The organism is Mycobacterium sp. 1245111.1 (genome assembly GCF_001673405.1).
Lineage (GTDB): Bacteria > Actinomycetota > Actinomycetes > Mycobacteriales > Mycobacteriaceae > Mycobacterium.
Genome location: NZ_LZLV01000044.1, coordinates 25,225 through 47,460, shown reverse-complemented (window position 1 = coordinate 47,460; position 22,236 = coordinate 25,225). Strand labels below are relative to the sequence as shown.

Annotated in this window: 22 protein-coding genes; 12 read left to right on the top strand and 10 right to left on the bottom strand. The window is 63.5% G+C overall.

The window, feature by feature from the left end; all coding sequences use genetic code 11:
* Positions 1–2: 2 nt before the first annotated feature.
* A complete protein-coding gene (locus A5658_RS08960) occupies positions 3–2,399 on the bottom strand; it encodes a CaiB/BaiF CoA-transferase family protein (protein WP_067333140.1) in 2,397 nt (798 codons plus the stop codon).
* The gene (locus tag A5658_RS08955) at positions 2,396–3,856 is read right to left on the bottom strand and encodes an aldehyde dehydrogenase family protein (RefSeq protein ID WP_067333139.1); all 1,461 of its coding nucleotides are present in this window, start codon (positions 3,854–3,856) and stop codon (positions 2,396–2,398) included. Before A5658_RS08955 ends, A5658_RS08960 begins: the two co-directional genes overlap by 4 nt.
* 232 nt (positions 3,857–4,088) lie before the next feature.
* Here A5658_RS08955 and A5658_RS08950 point away from each other — a divergent pair, with 232 nt between their 5' ends.
* The 8 genes from A5658_RS08950 to A5658_RS08915 are packed head-to-tail and all read left to right on the top strand — an operon-like array spanning position 4,089 to position 10,813.
* Positions 4,089–5,282, top strand: a complete 1,194-nt coding sequence (locus A5658_RS08950; protein ID WP_067333138.1) for a cytochrome P450 — start codon at positions 4,089–4,091, stop codon at positions 5,280–5,282.
* Positions 5,282–6,490, top strand: a complete 1,209-nt coding sequence (locus A5658_RS08945) for an acyl-CoA dehydrogenase family protein (protein ID WP_067333137.1) — start codon at positions 5,282–5,284, stop codon at positions 6,488–6,490. The genes A5658_RS08950 and A5658_RS08945 overlap by 1 nt, the downstream gene beginning before the upstream one ends.
* On the top strand, positions 6,487–7,035 hold the full coding sequence (locus A5658_RS08940; RefSeq protein WP_067333136.1) for a MaoC family dehydratase N-terminal domain-containing protein: 549 nt from the start codon (positions 6,487–6,489) through the stop codon (positions 7,033–7,035). The genes A5658_RS08945 and A5658_RS08940 overlap by 4 nt, the downstream gene beginning before the upstream one ends.
* The gene (locus tag A5658_RS08935) at positions 7,035–7,448 is read left to right on the top strand and encodes a Zn-ribbon domain-containing OB-fold protein (protein WP_067333135.1); all 414 of its coding nucleotides are present in this window, start codon (positions 7,035–7,037) and stop codon (positions 7,446–7,448) included. Before A5658_RS08940 ends, A5658_RS08935 begins: the two co-directional genes overlap by 1 nt.
* 21 nt (positions 7,449–7,469) lie before the next feature.
* Entirely contained in the window at positions 7,470–8,576 is a 1,107-nt protein-coding gene (locus A5658_RS08930; protein WP_067333134.1) for an acyl-CoA dehydrogenase family protein, read from the top strand.
* Positions 8,573–9,025, top strand: a complete 453-nt coding sequence (locus A5658_RS08925; protein WP_067333133.1) for a MaoC family dehydratase — start codon at positions 8,573–8,575, stop codon at positions 9,023–9,025. The genes A5658_RS08930 and A5658_RS08925 overlap by 4 nt, the downstream gene beginning before the upstream one ends.
* On the top strand, positions 9,022–10,191 hold the full coding sequence (locus A5658_RS08920; RefSeq protein WP_067333132.1) for a lipid-transfer protein: 1,170 nt from the start codon (positions 9,022–9,024) through the stop codon (positions 10,189–10,191). Before A5658_RS08925 ends, A5658_RS08920 begins: the two co-directional genes overlap by 4 nt.
* A 19-nt stretch (positions 10,192–10,210) precedes the next feature.
* Entirely contained in the window at positions 10,211–10,813 is a 603-nt protein-coding gene (locus tag A5658_RS08915; protein WP_067333131.1) for a TetR/AcrR family transcriptional regulator, read from the top strand.
* On the opposite strand, the gene A5658_RS08910 is transcribed toward A5658_RS08915, so the two are convergent.
* From A5658_RS08910 to A5658_RS08895, 4 genes are all read right to left on the bottom strand, one after another.
* Positions 10,810–11,358: a hypothetical protein gene (locus tag A5658_RS08910; RefSeq protein ID WP_067333130.1), complete on the bottom strand. Its 549-nt coding sequence runs from the start codon at positions 11,356–11,358 to the stop codon at positions 10,810–10,812. The genes A5658_RS08915 and A5658_RS08910 overlap by 4 nt on opposite strands.
* Entirely contained in the window at positions 11,348–12,592 is a 1,245-nt protein-coding gene (locus tag A5658_RS08905) for a cytochrome P450 (protein WP_067333129.1), read from the bottom strand. The genes A5658_RS08910 and A5658_RS08905 overlap by 11 nt, the downstream gene beginning before the upstream one ends.
* Positions 12,589–13,821, bottom strand: a complete 1,233-nt coding sequence (locus A5658_RS08900; RefSeq protein WP_067333128.1) for a CaiB/BaiF CoA-transferase family protein — start codon at positions 13,819–13,821, stop codon at positions 12,589–12,591. The genes A5658_RS08905 and A5658_RS08900 overlap by 4 nt, the downstream gene beginning before the upstream one ends.
* Positions 13,822–13,957: 136 nt before the next feature.
* Positions 13,958–14,488: a nuclear transport factor 2 family protein gene (locus A5658_RS08895; protein WP_082993040.1), complete on the bottom strand. Its 531-nt coding sequence runs from the start codon at positions 14,486–14,488 to the stop codon at positions 13,958–13,960.
* A 114-nt stretch (positions 14,489–14,602) separates the two neighbouring features.
* On the opposite strand from A5658_RS08895, the gene A5658_RS08890 reads away from it, so the two are divergent.
* On the top strand, positions 14,603–16,216 hold the full coding sequence (locus tag A5658_RS08890; protein WP_067333126.1) for a class I adenylate-forming enzyme family protein: 1,614 nt from the start codon (positions 14,603–14,605) through the stop codon (positions 16,214–16,216).
* Here the strand turns inward: A5658_RS08890 and A5658_RS08885 are convergent.
* The gene (locus A5658_RS08885; protein ID WP_231997254.1) at positions 16,213–16,704 is read right to left on the bottom strand and encodes a VOC family protein; all 492 of its coding nucleotides are present in this window, start codon (positions 16,702–16,704) and stop codon (positions 16,213–16,215) included. The two genes, A5658_RS08890 and A5658_RS08885, sit on opposite strands and share 4 nt — an antisense overlap.
* A gap of 56 nt (positions 16,705–16,760) precedes the next feature.
* Between A5658_RS08885 and A5658_RS08880 the strand changes: the two genes are divergently transcribed.
* Both A5658_RS08880 and A5658_RS08875 read left to right on the top strand, forming a co-directional pair.
* Positions 16,761–17,549 (top strand): SDR family NAD(P)-dependent oxidoreductase, encoded by a 789-nt coding sequence (locus A5658_RS08880; RefSeq protein ID WP_067333124.1) that lies wholly within the window; start codon positions 16,761–16,763, stop codon positions 17,547–17,549.
* A gap of 26 nt (positions 17,550–17,575) precedes the next feature.
* Positions 17,576–18,658: a dihydrodipicolinate reductase gene (locus A5658_RS08875; RefSeq protein WP_197503085.1), complete on the top strand. Its 1,083-nt coding sequence runs from the start codon at positions 17,576–17,578 to the stop codon at positions 18,656–18,658.
* On the opposite strand, the gene A5658_RS08870 is transcribed toward A5658_RS08875, so the two are convergent.
* Positions 18,655–19,437, bottom strand: coding sequence for an SDR family NAD(P)-dependent oxidoreductase (locus A5658_RS08870; RefSeq protein ID WP_067333122.1), 783 nt, complete (start codon positions 19,435–19,437; stop codon positions 18,655–18,657). The genes A5658_RS08875 and A5658_RS08870 overlap by 4 nt on opposite strands.
* 148 nt (positions 19,438–19,585) lie before the next feature.
* On the opposite strand from A5658_RS08870, the gene A5658_RS08865 reads away from it, so the two are divergent.
* The gene (locus tag A5658_RS08865; protein ID WP_067333121.1) at positions 19,586–20,398 is read left to right on the top strand and encodes a mycofactocin-coupled SDR family oxidoreductase; all 813 of its coding nucleotides are present in this window, start codon (positions 19,586–19,588) and stop codon (positions 20,396–20,398) included.
* On the opposite strand, the gene A5658_RS08860 is transcribed toward A5658_RS08865, so the two are convergent.
* Together A5658_RS08860 and A5658_RS08855 are read right to left on the bottom strand one after the other, a co-directional pair.
* Positions 20,342–21,085: an alpha/beta fold hydrolase gene (locus A5658_RS08860; protein ID WP_231997253.1), complete on the bottom strand. Its 744-nt coding sequence runs from the start codon at positions 21,083–21,085 to the stop codon at positions 20,342–20,344. The two genes, A5658_RS08865 and A5658_RS08860, sit on opposite strands and share 57 nt — an antisense overlap.
* Positions 21,082–22,146 (bottom strand): spirocyclase AveC family protein, encoded by a 1,065-nt coding sequence (locus tag A5658_RS08855; protein ID WP_067333120.1) that lies wholly within the window; start codon positions 22,144–22,146, stop codon positions 21,082–21,084. Before A5658_RS08855 ends, A5658_RS08860 begins: the two co-directional genes overlap by 4 nt.
* Positions 22,147–22,236 lie beyond the last annotated feature (90 nt).

The following is a 22,236-nucleotide window of genomic DNA, read 5'->3' as shown; positions in this document are numbered from 1 at the left end:
TGCTAGCCGTTGAGCAGCCGCTCGCCGATTACTCGCTCTTCGCGCAACTTCGCCAGTTCGTCAGCCGATAGCCCGAGAGCGCCGAGCACCTCGTCATTGTGTTGGCCGAGTGTCGGCGATGCCGTGCGGTGATGGTGCACCGGCCCGGGGCTGACCCGAAAAGGCCAGCCGGGGAATCTTTGTCGACCTGACAGCGGATGCTCGAGCTCCTCGTAGAAGCCACGAGCCTCGAGCTGGTCGACGTCATACATCCGATCCGCGGCAAGCAATCGCTCGGCGGACACACCCCGGCCGCGAAGGGTGTCGGCGACGTCATCCGGCGCACGCGTACCAGTCCACCGGGTGAGCACCTCGTCCAGCGCGTCGTGGTTGTCGAGGCGTGCCTCTTGCGAGGAGAACAACGGGTCGTCCTTCAGTTCCGGGCGGCCGATCAGATCGGTGACGGCCGCCCAGTCGGCGTCGTCGCGAACCGAAATGGCAACCCACTCGTCGTCGCTGGCCGGGTAGACCCCCTGCGCATAGGCGCGGTGCCGATTCCCCTCCCGCTCACGCACGCGATGTGTCAGCGAGTACTCGATAACGGGCTCCGCGGTCACGGCGGCACCGACTTCGATCTGAGCGGCCTCGATCAACTGCCCCTCGCCAGTGGTGCGCCGATGCTCGAGGGCGGCCAGCAGCGCAACACAGGCGTGCACGCCGGCGATCGGGTCGGCGGGTCCCTGCAGATTGCACGGCGGCCCGTCGGCGTACCCGGTCGACGCTGACATGCCCGACACCTGTTCAATGTTCAAGGCCCAGCCCACATAGTCGCGCCAAGGACCCCCGAGCCCGAAACCTGGCATCCGCACCATGATCACGTCGGGGTTGATGCGTGCGATGGATTCGTAGTCCAGTCCGAACTGCTCGACCACGCGCGGCGAGAAGTTCTCCACCACCACATCGGCTTCAGCGGCCAGTCGCAGCGCCAATTCGCGACCCGGCGCAGATGTGAGGTCCAGCGTGATGTCGCGCTTGTTGAGATTGGTTCCCTGCCATAGCGGCCCACACTCGTACCAGTCGTCGCCCGCACGCAACAGCGAACCCGAATAGCGATGCCCGTCGGGCCGCTGAATGGACTCGACCTTCACCACGTCCGCACCAAACGCGCCGAGGTAGCACGTCAGATACGCGCCGGCCCAGAAGGTGCTCAGGTCAAACACTTTCAGGCCGGTGAATGGCAGGGCGACGTCAACAGCGCCGTCCTTCGCGCGGGGCGCCGCGCGGTCGGACCATCCGGCGGGACGCGCGTCGGTGTGGATGGCGGGCGCGGGCAACGGCGGGGGGACCGGTGTTTTCGACAACCGGAACGGCGCGCCGGGCCTAGTGAATTGCCAAGCCTGCGACCCAGATTGGATGAAGAAGCCGCGCTCGGCGTACTGCGGACAATCCAGGATGGTGTCACCGTCGCAAATCGGTGCCGCTGGTATTCGCATCGCTTGGCTCAACTCGACCAATTCGGCCACCGGCATCGATTCGAGGAAGGGCTGGGCCTTGGCGAAAAACTCGTCGCGCTCCGGCCCGCCGAGCATGATCGCAAGCTGATGTTCGCCGAACTCGGGCAACCCGACCATTGCGCACACGTCCAGCCAGTGTTGACCGGTCAAGCAATTGATACCGATCCAGCCATCGGCCGCATGCACGATGCCCAGCATGGGCGCAGCTTTCGAATTAGTCGGCAGATCAAGGCTTTTCAGCCGCGCGGCCATCAGCATCGGATACGGCAGCGTCGACAGCAATGACTCGAACATCGAGACGTCTACCTCGACGGGTCGGTTCGTTCCCCCGGCAGCGACACGCAGCGCCGTGAGCGCGCCCAGCGCGGCGTATCCGCCGGCGATGTATTCCGGGATGCGGGCGCCGGCCTGCACCGGGGCCCGACCGGGTTCGCGCACGTTGATCCAGCCCGCCGCAGCCTGGAGAGTCAGTGGGGTCGTCACCCGGTCGCGCAGCGGCCCCTCCTGGCCAAAGCTCGAAATCCTGGTTACGACCAGATTCGGGTTGATCTGCTCAAGGGCGTCGGTGTCGAGCCCCCACTCGTGCCGCTCAGCTCCCCCGGCGGGTAGGTCCTCGATGAGAACATCTGCCTCGGAGATGAGGTGGTGGGCGGCCGCGAGGTCACTGTCGTCTGCGAAATTCAATATGAGTCCGCGTTTTCCAGCGTTCAGGTACTCAAACAACCCACTTTTGTCCGGATCGGGACCCCCTGGGGGAAATGGACCCCAGCGACGGAGCGGGTCACGGAGTGGTGGCTCGATCTTGTACACGTCGGCACCCAGGTCGACAAGAAGCTTTGCGCAGTAGGGCCCCGCTATTTCAGATGCCAGCTCGACGACCCGCAGACCCCGCAGGGGCCCGTTCACGCCGGTACCCCGATGGCCTTGGGCTCCATGTAGGCCCGCAATCCCATCACACCGCCCTCCCGGCCGATCCCGCTCTGTTTGAAGCCCCCGAACGGCGCGTCGCCGGGGATCGTGCCGTTGATCGATATCTGTCCGGTCCTGATCCGTCGGGCGATGGCGACCGCGCGCTCGACATCGCTCCCCCACACCGCTCCACCGAGACCGTAGGCCGAGTTGTTGGCAATGGCCACCGCGTGGTCGTCGTCGCGATACCGCAAGACCGTCAGCACGGGCCCGAACACCTCTTCCTGCGCGATGTAAGCATCGGCTGACGAACCCGTGAGAATGGTCGGCTCGAAGTAGAAGCCGCTGCTCAGATCTTTCGGGCGTTTTCCTCCAGCCACCACCGTCGCGCCGTCGGCTTCGGCTCGTTTGACGAATCCTTCGACCCGCTCGAGGTGTTCGCGGCTGATCAACGGCCCCATGGTGACCGCCGGATCGACCGGGTCACCGAGCACCACCCCGCGGGCCAACTCGGCGAGACGGCCCACAACGTCGTCGTGGATCGCGTCGGGCAGCAGCAACCTGCTGTTGAGAATGCACGCCTGTCCGGCATGCATCGTGCATCCCTCGAACAGCAGCCGCTGCAGCAGTTCGTCGGTGACGTCGACGTCAGGCAACAACACGGTCGCCGACTTGCCACCGCATTCCAGCAGCACCCGCTTCATGGTGGTTGCCGCGCCGGCCATGACATCGCGGCCCACTGCGGAGCTGCCAGTGAAGCTGACCATGTCGATCCTGGGATCCAGGGTCAGACTTCTACTGGCTTCGACGCCCGCCGGCGTCACGACGTTGACCACGCCAGGCGGGATGTCGGTATCTTCGTCGATGATGCGGGCCAGTGCCAGCCCTGCCAGAGGCGTCAGCGGTGAAGGCTTGAGCACCAGCGTATTTCCCGCCGCGAGTGCTGCGCCCAGCTTCATGACATTGAGCGTGTGGGGGAAGTTCCACGGTGTCATCGCCGCCACCACGCCGAGCGGTTCGTATCGCAGCAACGTGGTGCCCGCCGCACCCCACGCATCCATTGGCGCCTCGGCAGGCTCCACAGCGAGTTCGGCAGCATGACCGACCATGAACGCCGGACCGTCAACGTGAATCAGACGCTCGTTTGCTGCGCAACCCCATTCGGCTTGTGCCAGAGCGTAAATCTCCTCGCCCCGAGCCAGCAGAGCATCGCTAAGCTGTTGCAGGCATCGGGCCCGTTCGGCCGGTTCGGCCGCGGGCCATGGGCCAGTATCGAAAGCGGACCTCGCCGCCGCGACCGCGTCCTCGACCTGGGCGACGCTTGCATCGGGCGCCGTTCCGATCACTGCTTCGGTGGCGGGGTTGACCACGTCATATCGCCCACTGTCCGGGTCGGTCCAGTGGCCGTTGATGTAATGCCCGTACGCGTCGATAAGAGAAGCCGACCCGGCCATCGCCTACCTGCCTTCCTGATCGTGGTACGGCGCAGACAGACCGCAGTGAGAACTTACATACTCAGATTGTGTGTACACCGATTACCGTGGGGCCGTCAACGGAGTATTCACCATATCTTTAGCAGTTCGAGCGTGATTGACAGACTCATTCCGCGTCCTGTAGACACCATGGAAACGGACATTCTTACTTCATCTGTTCGACCGCCCTCGGCGGTTTCAAGGAAGGCATGCGGTGCCGATTACAACTGTTCCTTTACACTCCCCGGACTTCTACGCCGGGGATCCCTACCCGGTCTACCGGGAACTTCGCAACACAACGCCTGTCGTGTGGAACGACGTCACGAACTTCTGGGCGCTGTTGAAGTACGAGGACGTCCGCTACGTGTCGGGCCACCCCCTGACCTTCTCGTCGACCAAGGGCATTTCGATTCCCGACCCCAGCCAGCCCGAACCCGTTCAGGAGGGGAACCTGATCTTCACGGATCCTCCACGCCACCGGCAGCTCCGCAAGCTCATCAACTCCGGGTTCACCCGGCGGCAGGTGCAGTTGCTCGAGCCCAAGGTGCGCCAGATCGTGAAGGGCATTGTCGACGGCGTCGACACGTCACGGGAGTACGAGTTCGCCGAGGAGATCGCCGCACCGCTGCCCACCCGGCTGATCGCCGAAATGCTGGGCGCCCCACCGGAAGACTGGGAGCAATTCCGCGCCTGGTCCGATGCCGCAGTCGGTACCGCTGATCCCGACATCGAATTGGACTCGGTGGTCGCGCTTGGCGAGCTGTACGAATACTTCACCAAGCTCATTGCCGCCCGGCGATCCGGTGCGGTCAGCGGCCAAGACGATCTGCTGAGCATCCTGGCCGCCGCAGAAGTCGACGGCGAGCAACTCACCGACGCCGATCTGCTCAACTTCTCCTTTTTGCTGCTGGTCGCCGGCAACGAGACGACCCGCAACCTGATCGCATTGGGCACGCTCGCGCTGCTCGACCACCCCGAACAGCTGGCGCTGCTGCGCTCCGACCCGTCGTTGCTACCGAGCGCCGTTGAGGAGATGCTGCGATTCACCAGCCCGGTGACGCACATGGCCCGCTGCGCTACCTCGGATGTCGAGATCCGCGGCCAGCAGATCAAGGCCGGCGACACCGTCGTGATGCTCTACGGAGCCGCCAACCGCGACGAAGAGGTTTTCGGGCCTACGGCAGAAGAGTTCGACATTACCCGTAACCCCAACCCGCACATAGCATTCGGGGCCGGGGAACACGCCTGCCTGGGTGCACAGCTCGCGCGGCTGGAAGCGCGGGTGATGTTCGAGGTGCTGCTAGGCACCTATCCCACGATCGAGCTCACCGGTGACGTCACACGATTGCGCGCCACCATGGTGCCCGGCGTGAAGCGTATGCCGATTCGACTCGGAACGGGCAACTAATGGACTTTGACTACACACCCGAACAGGAGCAGCTCCGCAAGGACTACCGCACGCGCCTCGAGGCGGTGATGACTCCGGAGCGCCGCGCTGCTGTCGCCAAACTCACCGAGGGTGGCGAAGCGATGGCCGAGTGCCGGCGTGCGCTCGGCGACGCCGGGCTTCTCGGCGTCGCCTGGCCGGTCGAGTTCGGTGGTGGCGGGCTCACTGCGCTGGAGCAGTACATCTTCTCGGAGGAAGCCCGGAGAGTCAATGCGCCGCTGCCGATGATCACCCTGAACACGGTGGGCCCCACACTTATTCAGTACGGCACCGAGGAGCAGAAGGCCAAATTTCTCCCGGCAATCCTCAAGGGCACGGTCGACTTCGCAATCGGCTACTCCGAGCCTGGCGCGGGCAGCGACCTTGCATCGTTGCGCACCACCGCGGTTCGCGACGGGGACGAGTTCGTCATCAACGGCTCGAAGATGTTCACCAGCGGCGCCGAGTTCGCCGACTACATCTGGCTGGCGGCACGCACCGATGCAACCGCCAAGAAACACAAGGGGATCACCCTTTTCATCGTGCCGACCGACTCCCCCGGATTCTCCTGGAAGCCGCTGCACACTATGCCGGGCGTCTCGACCTACTACACGTTCTACGACGACGTCCGGGTCCCGGAGAGCGCGATTGTGCTCGGTGAGAATCAAGGCTGGACCCTGGTGACCAACCAGCTCAACTTGGAACGCGCCGCGCTCGGCAATCTCGGCGCTTTGGAGCCGCTGTTCCGCAAGACGCTCGAATGGGCGTCGACCACCCCGCTGGACGACGGCCTGGTGATCCAAAAGCCGTGGGTTCAACAGGCGCTGGCTCGAGTGGAAGCACAAGTCGCCGCATACCGTCTGCTGAATCTGCGGGTGAACGTGACCATGAGTTCCGGCGCGCTCGGCATGGGCGAGGCGTCCGCAGCCAAAGTGTTCGGCACCGAGCTCACCCAGCAGGTCGCCCGCGAACTTCTCGAAGTCGTAGGACAAGCCGGTGTACGCAACGACTCAGCGGCGCCGCTCAAAGGCGAGCTGGAAAGCGCATACCGCATGGCGGTCATCAACACATTCGGCGGCGGAGCCAACGAGCTTCAACGCGACATCATCGCGATGGCCGGTCTCGGGATGCCACGCGCACCCCGGGATATGCGGGCCAGCGCATCGGAGAAAGGAAACTCCAACCCGTGACCGAGACAAAGAAGGACGACCTTCGCGAACGCCTCGACGCGCTCATCGGGCAACCCATCAGCACCGGGGGGCCGGCCAAGGCTCCAGATCCGGTGAACGCGGCCATGATCCGACACTGGGCATACGCGTTGGACGACATGAACCCGGCATATCTGGACCCCGAGTTTGCCGCATCCTCTCGTTACGGCGGCCTCGTCTCGCCTCCTGTCATGCTGCAGTCCTGGACGATGGCGCCACCCAAGCTGGTCGGCATTCACGAGCGGGGCGGAGTTCCCGTCGTGCTCAAGGAGAACCCGCTGCAGTTCCTCACCGACGCGGGCTACACCGGGACGGTCGCCACAAACTCCGAGTTCGAAATGGAGCGCTACCCACGGATCGGCGACGACATCACGGCCGAGACGGTATTCGAGACGATCTCCGACGAGAAGAACACCGCAATAGGGAAAGGCTACTTCGTCACCTGGATCACCACCTACCGCGATCAGAACGGTGAAGTGATCGGCCGCCAGCGTTTTCGCACACTCCGATTCAAGACAGGAAGCTGATGGCCACCCGACTCGCGCCGTCGATCAGCCCGGACACCGAATTCTTCTGGTCGGGGCTCAAGGACCACAAGCTATTGATCCAGCGGTGCACTGACTGCAAGACCTTGCGAGTCCCGCCGCGTCCGATGTGCGGCAACTGCCAGTCGCTCGACTGGGATTCCGTCGAATCAACCGGGCGCGGAACAGTTTACAGCTTCGTGATGCCGCAGTACCCCCCGCTGCCCTTCCTCCAGTATCCCTATGTCGTGGCCCTCATCGAGCTGGACGAGGGCGTTCGCATCGTGTCAAACCTCTGCGATATCGACCCCTCGGACATCAAGGTCGGTATGCCCGTCGAAGTCTTTTACGAAAAATTCGAAGCGATCCCGAGCGGGGACGAGCTGGTGCTGCATCAGTTCCGCCCTGCCAGTTGACAAGCGAGGCATCGATCCAGCATGGACTTCTCCTTCACCGAAGAACAAGAAACCGTCGGCAAGGTCGCTCGCCAGCTCTTTGAACATCGCGCCACCCCCGAACATCTCAGCGACCTGGAGGCGGCAGAGATCCGCCACGACGCCGCCCTGTGGCGCGAGTTGGCCACATCGGATTTGCTGGGTATCGCGTTGCCCGAATCAGTCGGTGGCAGCGGGGGCGACTTCCTCGAACTGTGCGTGCTGCTCACCGAGGTCGGCTGGAGTGTCGCGCCCGTCCCCGTGTATGCCACTTTGGCACTCGGGGCGGATACCATTGCGCGGCACGGTGACTCGGCCCTCCAGCAGAGGTACCTTCCGAAGGTGGTCAGCGGCGACACAATCCTGACTGCCGCACTCGCCGAGCCGCATAACTCCGACCCGACAGCGCCGCGTACCACCGCACGCGCCGATGGCGACACCTGGATCCTGCACGGCAGCAAGGAGCTGGTGCCGGCAGCGCAACTCGCCGACGCCATCGTGGTGTCGGCGCGCGCCGACGACGGACCGGGTCTATTCATCGTCGACACAACGGCCGACGGCGTCACTGTGATCCCGGCAGGAACCACCAACGGTGAGCCCTACGCCGACGTCGAGCTCACCGGAGCCGTCGGATCCCGGCTCGAGGCCGGGGGGTCCGACGCCGTCGCCGAGCTGCACAACAGGGCACTCGTCGGACTGTGCGCCATCCAGGTCGGCGTGACCGAACGTGCGCTGAAACTCGCCGCCTCCTATACCAGCGAGCGCGAGCAATTCGGCAGGCCCATCGGTTCATTCCAGGCTGTCCAGCAACGGCTGGCCGACGCGTTCATCGACGTCGAGGCGATTCGCTGGACCACCTGGCACGCGGCGTGGCTCATCGCAGAAGGCCGGCCCGCGACCCGGGAATCGGCCATCGCCAAGTTCTGGGCGGCTGAGGCCGGGGCACGCGTCGTCGCATCCGCCCAACAGGTACACGGCGGCATGGGCATCGACGTCACGTACCCGTTGCACCGGTACTTCCTGTGGGCCAAGCAAATCGAGCTCGCACTCGGTTCTGCGCCCCAACAACTTGCAACCCTCGGCGCCGCTTACTCGGAAGGAATCCAATGACCTCCACTGTCGACCGCACGACTACCCTCGCCTGGAACACAATCGAGGTGGGAGACGAAGTCACCCCCTTGGACGTCCCGGTCACCACCACGCTGATCGTCGCCGGCGCCATCGCATCTCGTGACTACATGCCGGTACACCACGACCGCGACTTCGCCAATTCCCAAGGATCCAAGGACATTTTCCTCAACATCCTGACGACCAACGGGCTGTGCGTGAAATTCCTGCACGACTGGGCGGGCCCCGAGGCGATGGTCAAGAAGCTGGCCATTCGGCTGGGCGTACCGGCCTATCCGAACGATCCGCTGCGGTTCACCGGCTCGGTGACAGACAAGTCGTCGACCGGTGAAGAAGGCCTAGTCGAGGTTACCTTCAAGGGCACCAACAGCCTTGGCGACCACGTCTCGGGGACCGCGATACTCAGCCTGCTCGAAGGTGTGGATGCGTGAGCGACGGCATCGGCGGCAAAGCCGCCCTAGTCGGAATCGGCCAGACCGAGTTCTCCAAGGAGTCGGGCCGCAGCGAGATGCAGCTGGCGTGCGAGGCCGTCAAAGCCGCGATCGCTGACGCCGGCCTACGCCCCGCCGACATCGACGGCATGGTCACCTTCAGCGTCGACGACAACGAGGAGATCGAGGTCGCCCGCAACGTCGGCATCGGCGATCTGACGTTCTTCACCAGGGTTCCGCACGGAGGTGGGGCGGCCGCGGGGACGGTGATGCAGGCCGCGATGGCGGTGGCGACGGGGGTGGCAGAGGCAGTCGTGTGCTACCGCGCGTTCAACGAACGCTCCGGCTTTCGGTTCGGCGGAGCCGGCCGCCAGCCCGGTGTCACCCCGCTGTGGATGGCGCCTTATGCCCCGTTCGGTTTCATGACACCGGCCGCGTGGGTTGCCCTGCACGCGCAGCGTTACATGACGACCTACGGTGTGACGAACGCTGACTTCGGCAAGATCTCGGTGATCGATCGCAAGCACGCCGCCAAGAACCCCGACGCCTGGTTCTACGGCAAGCCGATAACCCTTGAGCAGCACCAACAATCGCGATGGATCATCGATCCCGTGCTGAGGTTGCTCGACTGCTGTCAGGAAAGCGACGGTGGCGTCGCGATGGTGGTTACCAGTGTGGAACGGGCGCGGGACCTGGCCAAGCCGCCCGCGGTTATCACCGCCGCCGCTCAGGGTGCAGCATACGACGGTGAGGTGATGACCAGTTACTACCGCGAGAGCATCACGGGACTGCCTGAGATGGGTGTTGTCGGAGACAAGCTATGGCGGGACTCCGGCCTGAAACCGCAGGACATTTCGACGGCGTTCCTCTACGACCACTTCACTCCTTTCGTGTTCACCCAGCTGGAGGAATTAGGGTTCTGCGGCCGCGGGGAAGCCAAAGACTTTGTCTCGGTGGAGGAGTTGTCGCTGGGCGGCAGGCTACCGATCAATACCAACGGCGGGTTGCTCGGTGAGGCGTACATCCACGGTATGAACGGCATCACCGAGGGCGTCCGGCAGGTACGCGGCACATCACATAATCAGGTCGACAACGTCGAGCACGTACTGGTCACATCGGGCACGGGAGTTCCGACGAGCGGTTTGATTCTCGCGCCCGATCACTGAGTATCGAGAGCGAGGCCCGATGACATACGCGACCGCGGTCGACACACACGCGGCGCTTATTTCGGCCGCTTTCAACTGTTTTCGCACGCACGGATTACAGAAGACGACCATCGTCGACATCGCACGCGCGGCCGAGGTGTCCCGGAGTACCTTCTACGAGTACTTCCGGGACAAGGAGACAATCCTCGAAGCTTGCGCGGAAGCGGCATCACAGAGCTTCTATCGCAAACTCGGCCGTGCGATCGACCGCCACGGCGGCAGCTCCCTCGAGGACAAGCTGGTTCGGGCCGGCGTCTTCGTGGCTCAGGCCCGGCGGGTTGTCGAGCCCGAACTGTATTTCGACCAAGAAGAGGTCAACCTGATGCTGACCAAGAACGCGTCGACACTGCTGCAGGAGTGCGGCGAATTCCTCGCGCCGTACGTGGCGGCTGCCAAGAGGACAGGAGAGATACGCAGCGACGTCGACATCCTCTCGGCAACGGAGTGGATCGCACGAATGTTGTTCTCGCTGTTCACGACTCCGTCGCCGAACATCGACATGACCGACGACGACATGGTGGCTGAGTTTGTCCGTTCCTATGTGGTGCGGGGCCTAGTCGCCGACCGAATCAAGCGGCGTTAGAAAGCCAGGCTGCCGTTGCGGAGAAAATTCACGGTGTAGGCCTCATACGTCAGGCCGCCGGGATCGAGGCCGATCAGCTCGAGGAACGGATACCACTGCCGGGAATCGACAAACCAGTCCCAGCGAACGATGTGGCCGTCTTCGTTTGTCCATACGTAATCCCACTCGTGAAGAGTGAGCACAGTCCCATCGGCCAGTGTTCCCGCGTAGGTGTCGCGGACTGCAAAGCCCCATTCGGCGGCAATGCAGTCGAACGGGGTGACGATACGAAAGTCGGGCATGTGCTTCCACCACATACGGAACTCGCAGGTAAGCATGTCTCCGTCGGGCGCGAACTTTTGCATCGCCGCCAAGACGTCATCGGAAGCCAAGTCGGCCATGCGGCTCTCGGAACCATCGTTGAACAGCGGGCACATCATGACGGCGTCGGGAGCGTAGATCCACTCGTCGCCGTAGCTGATCTTCTTGGCCTCCGGCGCCTTTGCATAGGTTTCCCATTTGGCGTGGGCGAGCCTGCGGTGCAGAGCAATTCGATCAGCAGGCATTGTCAGCAGCCTTGCGTATCGGCACGTTCGACCATCCGGATACGTTGGTCATCGCCACTCGCCGCAGCCCGCTGCGGTCGACTTCGAACTCGGGAACGAGATCGAGCAGCGCCTCCAGCGCGATGCGGCTCTCCATCCTGGCAAGCGCGGCCCCAAGACAGCTGTGGATGCCGTACCCGAACGCCAGGTTGAAACCCATCTTGCGCTCCCGGTCTATGTCCAGCCGATCCGGATCTGGGAACATCCGCTCGTCGCGCGTCGCCGAGCCCGTGACAAGCAAGACGGCGCTGCCCTCGGGAATCGTTCTGCCATGCAACGTGATATCTCGGGTAGCGGTGCGAACCTGGTACTGCGATGGCGCCTCGTAACGCAACAATTCTTCGATCGCGGCGGGAATCTTGCTGCGGTCGTCACGCAACTTTTGCCACTGGTCGGGAAAGTCGGCGAAGGCGACCATCGCATTGCCGACCAGCTTGGTCACGGTCTCCGCACCCGCTCCGCCAAGCATGGTTGCGAATCCGGTGATATCGACGTCGGTGAGCTTCTCAATCTGGCCGTCGCGCTCCACCTCGGTCTCGATGAGGCGGCTGATCATATCGTCGCGGGGTTCGGCGCGGCGCTGCTGCACGAGATCGTAGTAGTACAGCCCGGTCTTGATGGACGCATCGCGACCTGCGGCGGTGGTGGCGATCTCACCGGGATGGCGTTCGACCAGCAGATCAAGCCAACGACGAATCTGGTCGCGGTCTTGCTTCGGCACTCCCAGCATGGTCGTGATGACCTCGTTGGGGAACAGCGCCGAGAAATCGGCCACCACATCGAAGGAGGACGGGTCGAGCGCATCGATCCGTTCGTAGATCTTCTCGCGGACCATGTCTTCGAGCGCGGCGATGGCTCGCGGGGTGAAAACGTTACTCACGAGTCTGCGCATCTTCTGATGCTCGGGTGGATCCATCGAGATGATCACTTTGGGCAGCGGTATCGCGTCGTCGTGGGCCTGAACCATGTCCAGTGTCGCGCCCTTGGCCGACGAAAACAGTTCGTGGTCCTTGGTTGCCGGGGCGACGTCGTCGTAGCGGGTGAGGGCCCAGAAATCCCACTTCTCGCTGTAATACACCGGGGCCGTGTCGCGCAGGCGTCGGTAGGTGCCGTACGCGCCGTTGAAGAAATCTTCCGAGAAGGGGTCGAATTCCAGGGATTCTCCGGAGACAGTCTGCGGTGCAGCAGGACTCACAGTATCGCCCCGGTCTCTTTGTAATTCATGATGGTGTCCCAATCCAAGCCGGCGTCCATCAATACCTCCTCGGTATGCTGACCGTGCTCTGGTGCCCCCGGAGGGACGACCGCCCGTTCGTCGAACTGGACGGGATTGGTGGGCAACGCATACGGCGCACCGTTCATCGTGGTTGTGCTTGCGACATAGCCGTTCGCGGCGACAGCCGGGTCGTGACACAGCTCTGCCGGCGTCTGCACCACGCCCCAGGCGCCAGATATCCCCGCCAACTGTTCGCGCCATTCGGCAAGCGTGCGTTGGGCGAACACATCGTCCATGCGAGCGATGAGCTCGGCGCGATTGGCGAATCGCGCTGCCGGATCCGCGAATCGCGCGTCTTCGATCAGCTCGGAGAGGCCGATGGCGTGCATCGTCTCCGGGTAGAACTTGTCGAGTTGCAGCATCATCAACTGCACGTAACGGTCGTCCTTGGTTCGGTAGGTCCCAACGAGAGGATTGGGCGCATCGGCATGCCCGTACTTCGGGATCGAGCTGCCGCCATGGATCTGGCTGACCGCGACATCGGGGCTGAGGTTCCACGCGGCCAGGCCCAGCAGGGAGACGTCCACGACCGACCCCTCTCCGGTCGTGGCCTTCTTGTACAGCGCGGCCGCGATACCACCCGCAATCGTCATGCCCCCGAGCAAGTCTCCGAATGCGGGCCGCGACCGCACCAGCTCGTCGGCGTCCTCGGTGAGCATGGTCGCGATGCCGCCGCGGGCCCAGTAGGAGACACCGTCATAGCCCGGTTTGTCGGAGTCGGGGCCCTTCGGCCCGTGGCCCGACCCACGCACATAGACGATGCTCGGGTTCGCAGCCCTGATGTCGTCGACATCGATGCGCATCTTCTTGCGTCGACTCGGCAGATAGCTCGTGAGAAACACGTCGCACGTCGCAGCGAGCTTGTGAACGACGTCTTGTCCGCCGGGGGTGCTCAGGTCGATTCCGATCGACTTCTTCCCCCGATTTGGTATCTCGATCATGTAGTTGACGGTGCCGCCGCCCTCGTCGACGATGCCCATCGTGACGAGGCCACGCTGGGGGTCACCGCCCTCGCGTGGCTCGACCTTGATGACCTCGGCGCCCCATTCCGCCAGCACAGCCCCGGCCGACGGCACGAAGGTCCATGCGGCAACCTCAAGGACGCGGACGCCGCTGAGCACTTTGTCGACGGAAATGACGGCCTCCAATGGGTAGCAGCGATCCGATTGCGAACGCACGAATAGGATAGCAACGGCGGAAACGTCCGTTTACATGCAGCGAGAATGTCAGTTGCAGACAGGTTTGTAAACCTGTGTCGGCCACCAACGCGGCCGGATCAGAACGTCACGGACGTGCCGACAACCGTTCGGGCAGCGCGGGATCACCGCCGGCCCAGAAGGCGCGCCACGTCGGCATCCGCTGAGGCATGGCAGCGCGTAGCTCGACGTCCGGTGGCCAACGCATGAACTCCGGCCCTGGACGCTGCGTCACGTCCACTGAGTACCAGGGATGCTCCCGACGCCTGACGAAGCACCACTGGCCGTCGCGGCGTTCGTAGACGTCGTCGTAGCGCATCGTGATCACGTACCACCCGTCACCGTCTTCGTGTTCGGCGCGGCAATAGATGGCGCCGGTCGCGTGGTCGGCGTCGATGAAGTCGAACTGGTGCCCGCAAATCAGGTGGATGCTGCGGTAGAACCGCCGGAGGACGCGGTCGTACCACCGCTTCAACGCATCCCTGCCACACCCCTCTGCTCCGGCATCGACATCGTCGACGAACAGCGCGACCAGCGCGTCGAGATCGCGCGCATCCAGAGCCATCGCGTACCTGCTGGGCAATTGGCTTATCGCCAGGCTCGACTCCACCCGGTCCAAACGGCCAGCGGCATCCAGGGTCGTCGATTTTGTCGCCATGGCGAGATTGTAGGCGGCAGCCAGCTATCGAGAACTAATGTTCTCGTTTTCCGGAAACCCTACTATCCTGCGGTCATGCCCTTCCCGGTCATCTCTCCCACGATCCCTGCACTGGTGAGGTTTTGCGCGGCACGCTTCGGAGACAAGCCCTTCTTGATCGCCGACGGCCAGCAACTGAGCTATTTCGATCTCGACCGCCGCTCGGCAGCGCTGGCGACCGCGCTGTTGGCCAAGGGAATCGGCAAGGGCGATCATGTCGGTATCTTGATGCCGAACAGCATCGATTGGGCGTTGGCTTGGTTCGCCACCACGCGCATCGGCGCAGTCGCCGTTCCGCTCAACACCTTCTACAAGGCTTCCGAATTGGCTTGGACTGCCCGCCATGCCGATCTGCAGGCGATCTTGATGTGGTCGCAATTCCGCAATCACGATTTTCTCTCCCGCTTAGAGGAGGCGCTGCCCGGTCTGGCCGATCAGCACGAGCCGGGTCGTATTGCCGTGCGCCACGCGCCGTTCTTGCGGACCGTCGTGGTGTGGGGGCCCTCCGATCGGCCCTGGACAACGACGATCGATCCCAACCGCGTCATATCTGATAGCGACGCCGAGTTTCTCGTCGCGGCGGAGTCGTGCGTGACCCCGGCCGATGACGTGACGATCATCTATACCTCGGGCAGCACCGGCGACCCGAAAGGGCCCGTGCACAGTCACGGAGCGCTGATCCGCCACACCTACAACCTCACGTTCAGCTACGGCGTCACCCACGACGACGTGATGTTCACCGCCATGCCGTTCTTCTGGGTCGGAGGGCTGATCACGGGACTGCATGCGGTGATCCACCACGGTGCGACCTTGATCACCCAGCCGGCATTCGACGCGGCCGAGGCCCTGGAATTGATGGAGCATTACCGCGCCACCATCACGCTGGGCTGGCCGCAGCAGGGCAAGACGCTGGCGGAACATCCCGACTTCGCCGGCCGCGACTTGAGCTCGGTCCGACGCACCAGCATGCCGGCGATGGTTCCACCCGAGCGTCGCCCCAAGGGCCCCAACGCTTTAGGAATGACCGAGTTGTGCGGCAATCACATCGGAGTCGATCCCTATGTGCCGCAACCTCCAGATCGGTCTGAAACCGGTGGCGTGTCGATCGAGGGCCTGCATCATCTCCTGGTCGACCCGGACACCGGAGAGCCCGTACCCGATGGCACACCAGGCGAAATCTGGGTCCGCGGATACTCATTGATGCAGCGCTTGCACAAGCGCGAACGCGAGGACGTCTTCACCCCAGACGGCTACTACCGTACGGGCGATTGCGGTATCGAGGACGACGATGGCTGGATCCGGTTCACGGGCCGCCTCGGCGATCTCATCAAAACGAGCGGCGGCACCAACGTCACACCCAGTGAAGTCGAGCTGGCGCTGACCGAATGCGATGGCGTGCTCGAGGCGTATGTCGTGGGTGCCGAAAACGGTAGCGACGGAATGGTGGTCGCGGCCGCCGTGGTGCCGCGCGGCGAAGCGGCACTCGACGGCGAGTCCCTTCGGGGCCAGCTGCGCGACCGGTTATCGGCCTACAAAGTGCCCAAGTTCATTTGGGTGACCAGCAAGCAAGACCTGCCGTTCACGGCCACCGGGAAGGTCAAGAAGTCGGACCTGGCGCGGCAGCTCAGCGGGTTGCTCTCACACCGTTAAGGGGTGACGGGCTCGTCGTCCATGTTCGTGCTCATCAGCGTGACGGGGATGCCGAACAGCGGCTCGAGCTTGACCTCAGTCAGCTCGAAACCGTCGCCGTCATGCTGCTGGCGGAAGTCTGCTTGGACCCCGTATCGAGCGGCGATCTGTTCGCCTGCAACGCAATCCGTCGTACGCACCACTACGGAGAAAAGCCCGTCGCCGTTGCGGGCCAGGAAGTCAGCGGCCGTGCCCGGGCCGGTGGGCGCCGCGGAGGTGGGAGCGATGAGCTCAAAGCCGCGATCCCAATCCAGTCGGATCTGCAGGCCGAGATGCTCTAACTCGAATGCCTGGAACTGAAACCCGAGGGCGGTCAGGTAATCCGCGGCGCGGTCGAGTCGCTCGAGATCGATCGCAAACACGACATGGTGCAACAGCGGCGAGACCTGCGGCATGTCGATGACTGTACGGCGACCAGAAGCATATTTCCGCTTTTCGATAATAGGCATTCTCATTGCGGTAGATTCGCGGGTGCGGACCCCACTTCCGTGCAGAGAGGCGCTCCGTGGCACTCGAACAGTTCCAGCTGGATGGTCAGGTAGCAATCGTCACCGGAGCGGGACGCGGTGTCGGCGAAGGTATCGCCCGGGTACTTGCCGGGGCGGGCGCGACCGTGGTCGGCACAGCGCGCACGTCATCTGAGGTCGAGGCAACCATCGGCGACATCGAGGAGGCGGGCGGCCGAGGTCTCGCGATCACCGCCGACGCGCTCGAGCGCTCGGACAGCGAGCGAGTCGTCCAGGCTGCCGTCGACGCGTTCGGCCGCGTCGACATCCTGATCAACAACGTCGGTTTCGCAACCTACGGGCCATTCTTGAATCTGACCGACGACAACCTTCGGCAGACCTTCGACTACTGCGTGACATCTGCGTTCATCATGAGCCAGCTCGTCGTGCCGCACATGTTGAAGGTTGGGCGAGGCTCGATCGTCAACATCTCATCCGGAGCCAGTCGATTCGGAATCCGCGGGCTGCTGCCGTATTCGGTGGCCAAGGGTGGGCTCGAGGCCCTGACACGAGCCATGGCACAGGAGCTTGCACCCAAGATCCGCGTCAACGCGATCGCGTTGGGCGCCTTCATGACGACCGGGCTGCAATCGAGTTTCGACCTCATGCCGGGCTCCGAGGAGAAATTGAAAGAACTGACGCCGCTGCACCGCGTCGGCGACGTCGCAGACCTCGGCCGGCTGGCCTTATACCTGTCCACCCGTGACTGCTATGCCACGAGTTCGACCTTCGTCGTCGACGGAGGCCTTCAAGGGCCGAATTCTTCACTTCCGATACCGGACCTGTAACCCACCGCACCCACCGAAGGAGAAACATCGTGGCAGAAAAGGTCTTACGCGTAGCCGTGATATCGACCGGCGGTGTCGGCAGCATCGCAGTTCGCGCTATCCACCGCCGTGCGCACCTCGACCTCGTCGGAGTGTGGGTGCACAGTCCGGACAAGACGGGCCGAGATGCCGGTGAAGTCGTCGGCATGGGCAAAATCGGAGTGACGACCACCGCCGACCTCGACGACATCATCAAGCTAAAACCCGACTGTGTGGTGTATGCCGCTTTGGGCGCCGACATGGATGCGGCTGCCGTGCCCGATTATGTCCGTTTCCTCAAAGCCGGCATCAACGTTGTCACGACAAACACGCCCGGAATGATGTTCCCTGACAGATGGATTCCCGATCTAGCCGACCAGGTACGCGCCGCGGCGCTCGTCGGCGGTGTCACGATTTACACCTCGGGTATCGAACCGGGATTCGCCGGCGATCAGTTCGCCGTGCTGTTGTCGACCCTGTCGAACACCATCCGGTCGGTCCGCGCGCAGGAAATCTTCGACTACTCGGCCTACCCCAATGAATACTCGATGTTCGACGCGATGGGCTTCGGCCGTCCGCTCGACTTCACGCCGCTGCTTGAACTGGAAGGTGCGCAGCGATTCGCATGGGGACCACCTATCGGTCTGGTGGCACGAGCCCTCGGCGTCGAACTCGACGAGATCACCGAACGCTATGAGCGAGTGATCACTCCGCGCGACCTGCACGTGGCATGCGGATTGATTCCGGCCGGCACCTGCGGAGCCGTTCGCGCCGAGACGACCGGGGTCGTGGACGGCCACCCGGTCATCACCATCGAACACATCAACCGCATGGCCCCCGACCTGGCGCCCGAGTGGGCGTCGGCGCCGCACGGCACCTACCGCATCGTCATCGAGGGCGAACCGCACATCCACTGCGATCTTCGTTTCGGTACCGAACCGACCGCGCAGTCAGCGAACGATGATGCCATGGAAGCCACTGCCATGCGGGTGGTCAACGCCATCCCCTATGTCATCGATGCGGTACCGGGTATCGCGACGTCCCTGGACCTTCCGATTACGGCGCCTCGCAACGCCTTGGAATTCGACTAGACGGTGAACATCGGACCGCGAGGCGCGCCCCGCACCTCGTTGCCGCCGTCGATAGCAAAGCTCTGACCCGTTACCCAGCTCGACTCAGGCCCCGCCAGGTACCGCACGCCGGGCGCGATGTCGGCGGACACGCCTAGGCGGCCCAGCGGGACACGTTCGAGAAAGCTACTGGTCAACTCTTCCAGGTGGATGTAGCCCTGGGTGGTGGCCGCCTCGGTCAACCCGGGCCGGACGGCGTTGACGCGGATGCCTTTCGGACCCAATTCTGATGCGGCGACTCGAATCATCATCTCCAGCGCAGCTTTGCCCGCCGAGTAATGCCCCAGGCCCTCCATCGGGATCTTCGACGACGTCGACGAGATGAAGACGATCGATCCGCCGTTGGTCATCAGGGGCGCCGAGTAGCGCAGCGCCAGGAAATTCGACCGCAGGTTGCCCATCACGAAGTTGGTGAAGGTCGCCAGATCCTGCTGGATCAGCGGACCGGTGCCTCCGTTGGCTACCGTCCCCAGGACAATGTCCAAGCGCCCTCTGACGTCGTGGGCTGCCTGCGCCGCGGCCGCAACGGTGGCTTCGTCTTCGGGATCACCCTTCTGCACAACAACTTCCGTGTTCGGCGCGACGGCGAGAATACCCTCGCGTGCCGTGTCGAGGCGCTTGCTCGATCTGCCCAGGAGATACAACGCGGCGCCGTCGGCAGCCAACAACCTGGCACTCGCCTGCGCGATTCCGGCCGAGGCCCCCAAGACGAAGGCGGTCTGTCCCTCGAGTGCGCCCATGCGATCATTCCCTCTTCGTCGAGTCGCAGTGCAAGCAGCGGAAGAATACGGACGCCGACGCTACCACCGAACGAAATGCATATTCTCAATAACTGGCAAACAATATTCTCGCGACTCGGGAGTGTTGTAGCGTACCGGTGTGCCAGACATGACCGACAAGGTGGTACTCATCACCGGAGCCGCGCGTGGCCAGGGCCGAGCGCATGCGGTCCGATTAAGCGCCGATGGCGCGGACGTGATTCTGGTCGACATTGCCGGCCCACTGCCGTCAAGTGTCCCATACGATTCGGCGACGCCCGCGGACTTGGCGGAGACGGTCGAGCTCGTGGCGGCGAACGGTCGGCGCGCCGTCTCCGCGGTGGCCGATACCCGCGACCACGCTGCGCTGTGCGCCGCTGTGGACGAAGGAGTTGCGGAGCTGGGCCGGCTCGACGTGATCGTGGCGAATGCCGGGATTTGCTGCCCTGCGCCGTGGGACGCGGTGTCGCCCACCGATTTTCGGGACACCATCGATATCAATCTGGTGGGTACGTGGAATACGGTGATGGCCGGCGCCAAGCACGTCATTGCCGGTGGTCGCGGCGGGTCGATAATTCTCGTCGGATCGGTTGCCGGGCTGAAAGTCGAGCCGTTCATGGTGGCCTATACCGCCAGCAAGCACGGTGTTACCGGCCTTGCCCGATCGTTCGCGGTGGAACTCGGCCGCTACGGCATCCGGGTCAACAGCCTGCATCCCGGATCGGTCGCGACACCGATGGGTAGCGGTCGGATGATCGAGGCGATGCAGGAGGCGGCGGATTCCTACTCGCTTCCTCAATACGGCTTCAGCAAGCAATTGATACCCAATGCGGTGACGATGCCCGAGGACGTGGCTAACGCCGTTGCGTGGCTGGCCTCGGACGAGTCAAAGTTTGTTACCGCCGCTGCTATTTCCGTCGATGTCGGCGTTGCTCAGGCCTAGCAGGATCGCGCTGAGCTCGGCCGGCCGGGAGAAGAAGGGCGAGTGCCCACCGTCCAACTCGACGACCCGTGCGCCGATCCTGCCGACTGCGTTGCGGCGGGCCCACGCCTCCCCGACCGCGCGGTCGTCACGCATGAGGATGTAGACCGACGGGATATCGGGCCACCGATCGACCGGGCAGCGCTCGGTGAACACCGTGAAGGACTGATTCCGCAGATCGTCGAATGCTTGTCGCGCAGTGGATTCCGGGCAGTCGTGGTAGAAACCGTCGCGCACCGATTCCCAGGTGAGCCCAAATGGTCCCGTACCGTGCTCTTGTGGCTCGGGAAACGTGATCGCGTCGGGGTTCTCGGCGAGGTGTTCGATGAATGACTGCCCGGGTACCGGCAGCAGCCCGCCGACGAACACCATCTGGTGTACCGGGTATCGCGTAGCAACAACGGGTGCGCACAATCCCGAGATCGAATGTGCCACCAAGACAACGTTGTCCGATACCGAGTTCCCCCCGGATCTTTCGATCGCGCCGATCACGACCTGCGCCCATGTGAGTGCACCGGCCGAGTCGTCGTCGACTGGTAGATCTGGTGCGAGGACGCGATGCCCCCGCAGGGTGAGTTCCTTGGAGACCGCATCCCAACAGGAGCCGTGGTGTAGCCCGCCGTGCAGCAGGACGAACAATGCACTCACCTGTAGAACGGCCCCGGTTTGCCCGCTCTCTCGAGATGACCGTAGGGGTCGTAGACCTTGATGTCTGGAAAAGGGTTCTGCTCGTAGGCAGGTTGAGATAGTCCGGCGACGCGCAAGCCGGCCAGCACTGCCAGCGGCACCGCGAACGACACCAGCCCGACTGACACCGATACGAGGAGCTGACGGGTCAGGCTGACCTTGGTGGCGGCACCAGGCGACGGCAGTCGGCGGGCGATCCGGTTGATCAGCAGGAGATCACCGCCGTCGTCGCGAACGCACAGGACGGCGACCATCGCAAAGATGAACGCGTCGTACACCGCCATGATGAGCGGGAAATAGATGTGGCCGATGTGCAGGGTCGGCCCAACCGCTTCGGTGTAGTAGAAGATGCCGAACCTCATCCAGGTGAACTGAACGATCCCGTTGAGCGGGATGGCGATGACGAATGCGCCCAGGGCGACCGCGCTGAGCCGATGGCTCGCAAGCCATTTCGATCGCCCGGCCAGCGGGTCGACGATTCGGTCATGCAGTGCCAGCATCCCCATTCCGTTGAGAAGGTAGTAGGCCGCGTAACCACCGAGGAACGACAACGCGGGCTCCAGGTTCGGCGAGATATTGACGTAAGGCCATGACAAAGGGAAGTGCAGCATCCGCGGGTCGAAGATCGCGAACGTCGCCCAGTTGGCCAATGGATCCAGCGCGCCGGTCACCAGCCCCGCAAACGCGATCACCACGGTCCAATGGACCTGGCGGTGTCGAATCGAAAGCCACACCAGCGTTCCGATCAGACCTATCGCCATGGGAATGGAGCTGAGACCCACCGCCAGCGGCCAGTTGTCGAAGCCGAGAAACGGTGGATAGGGTGCGGGCCCGGGGTTGGGATTAGTGGTCCGCGGATCCCCGTGCGTGCCCGACTGCATGGTCGCGACGGTCACGATGGCGAACAGCAGGTATGCCGCGATGAACAGACCCCACCCAAGCCACCCGCGCGAAGGCGAAGCGCGGTCGCTGATCGGCTCTACCGAGCCTGAATCTGTTTGCGAATCAACGGTATTCGTCATGCGCTCGTCGCGGTAACTCCGGCTTGCGTCATCCGGTTCCCTTCATGCCCGCACACGATAAGAAATCCTCGAACCAACTGAGAATAGGCG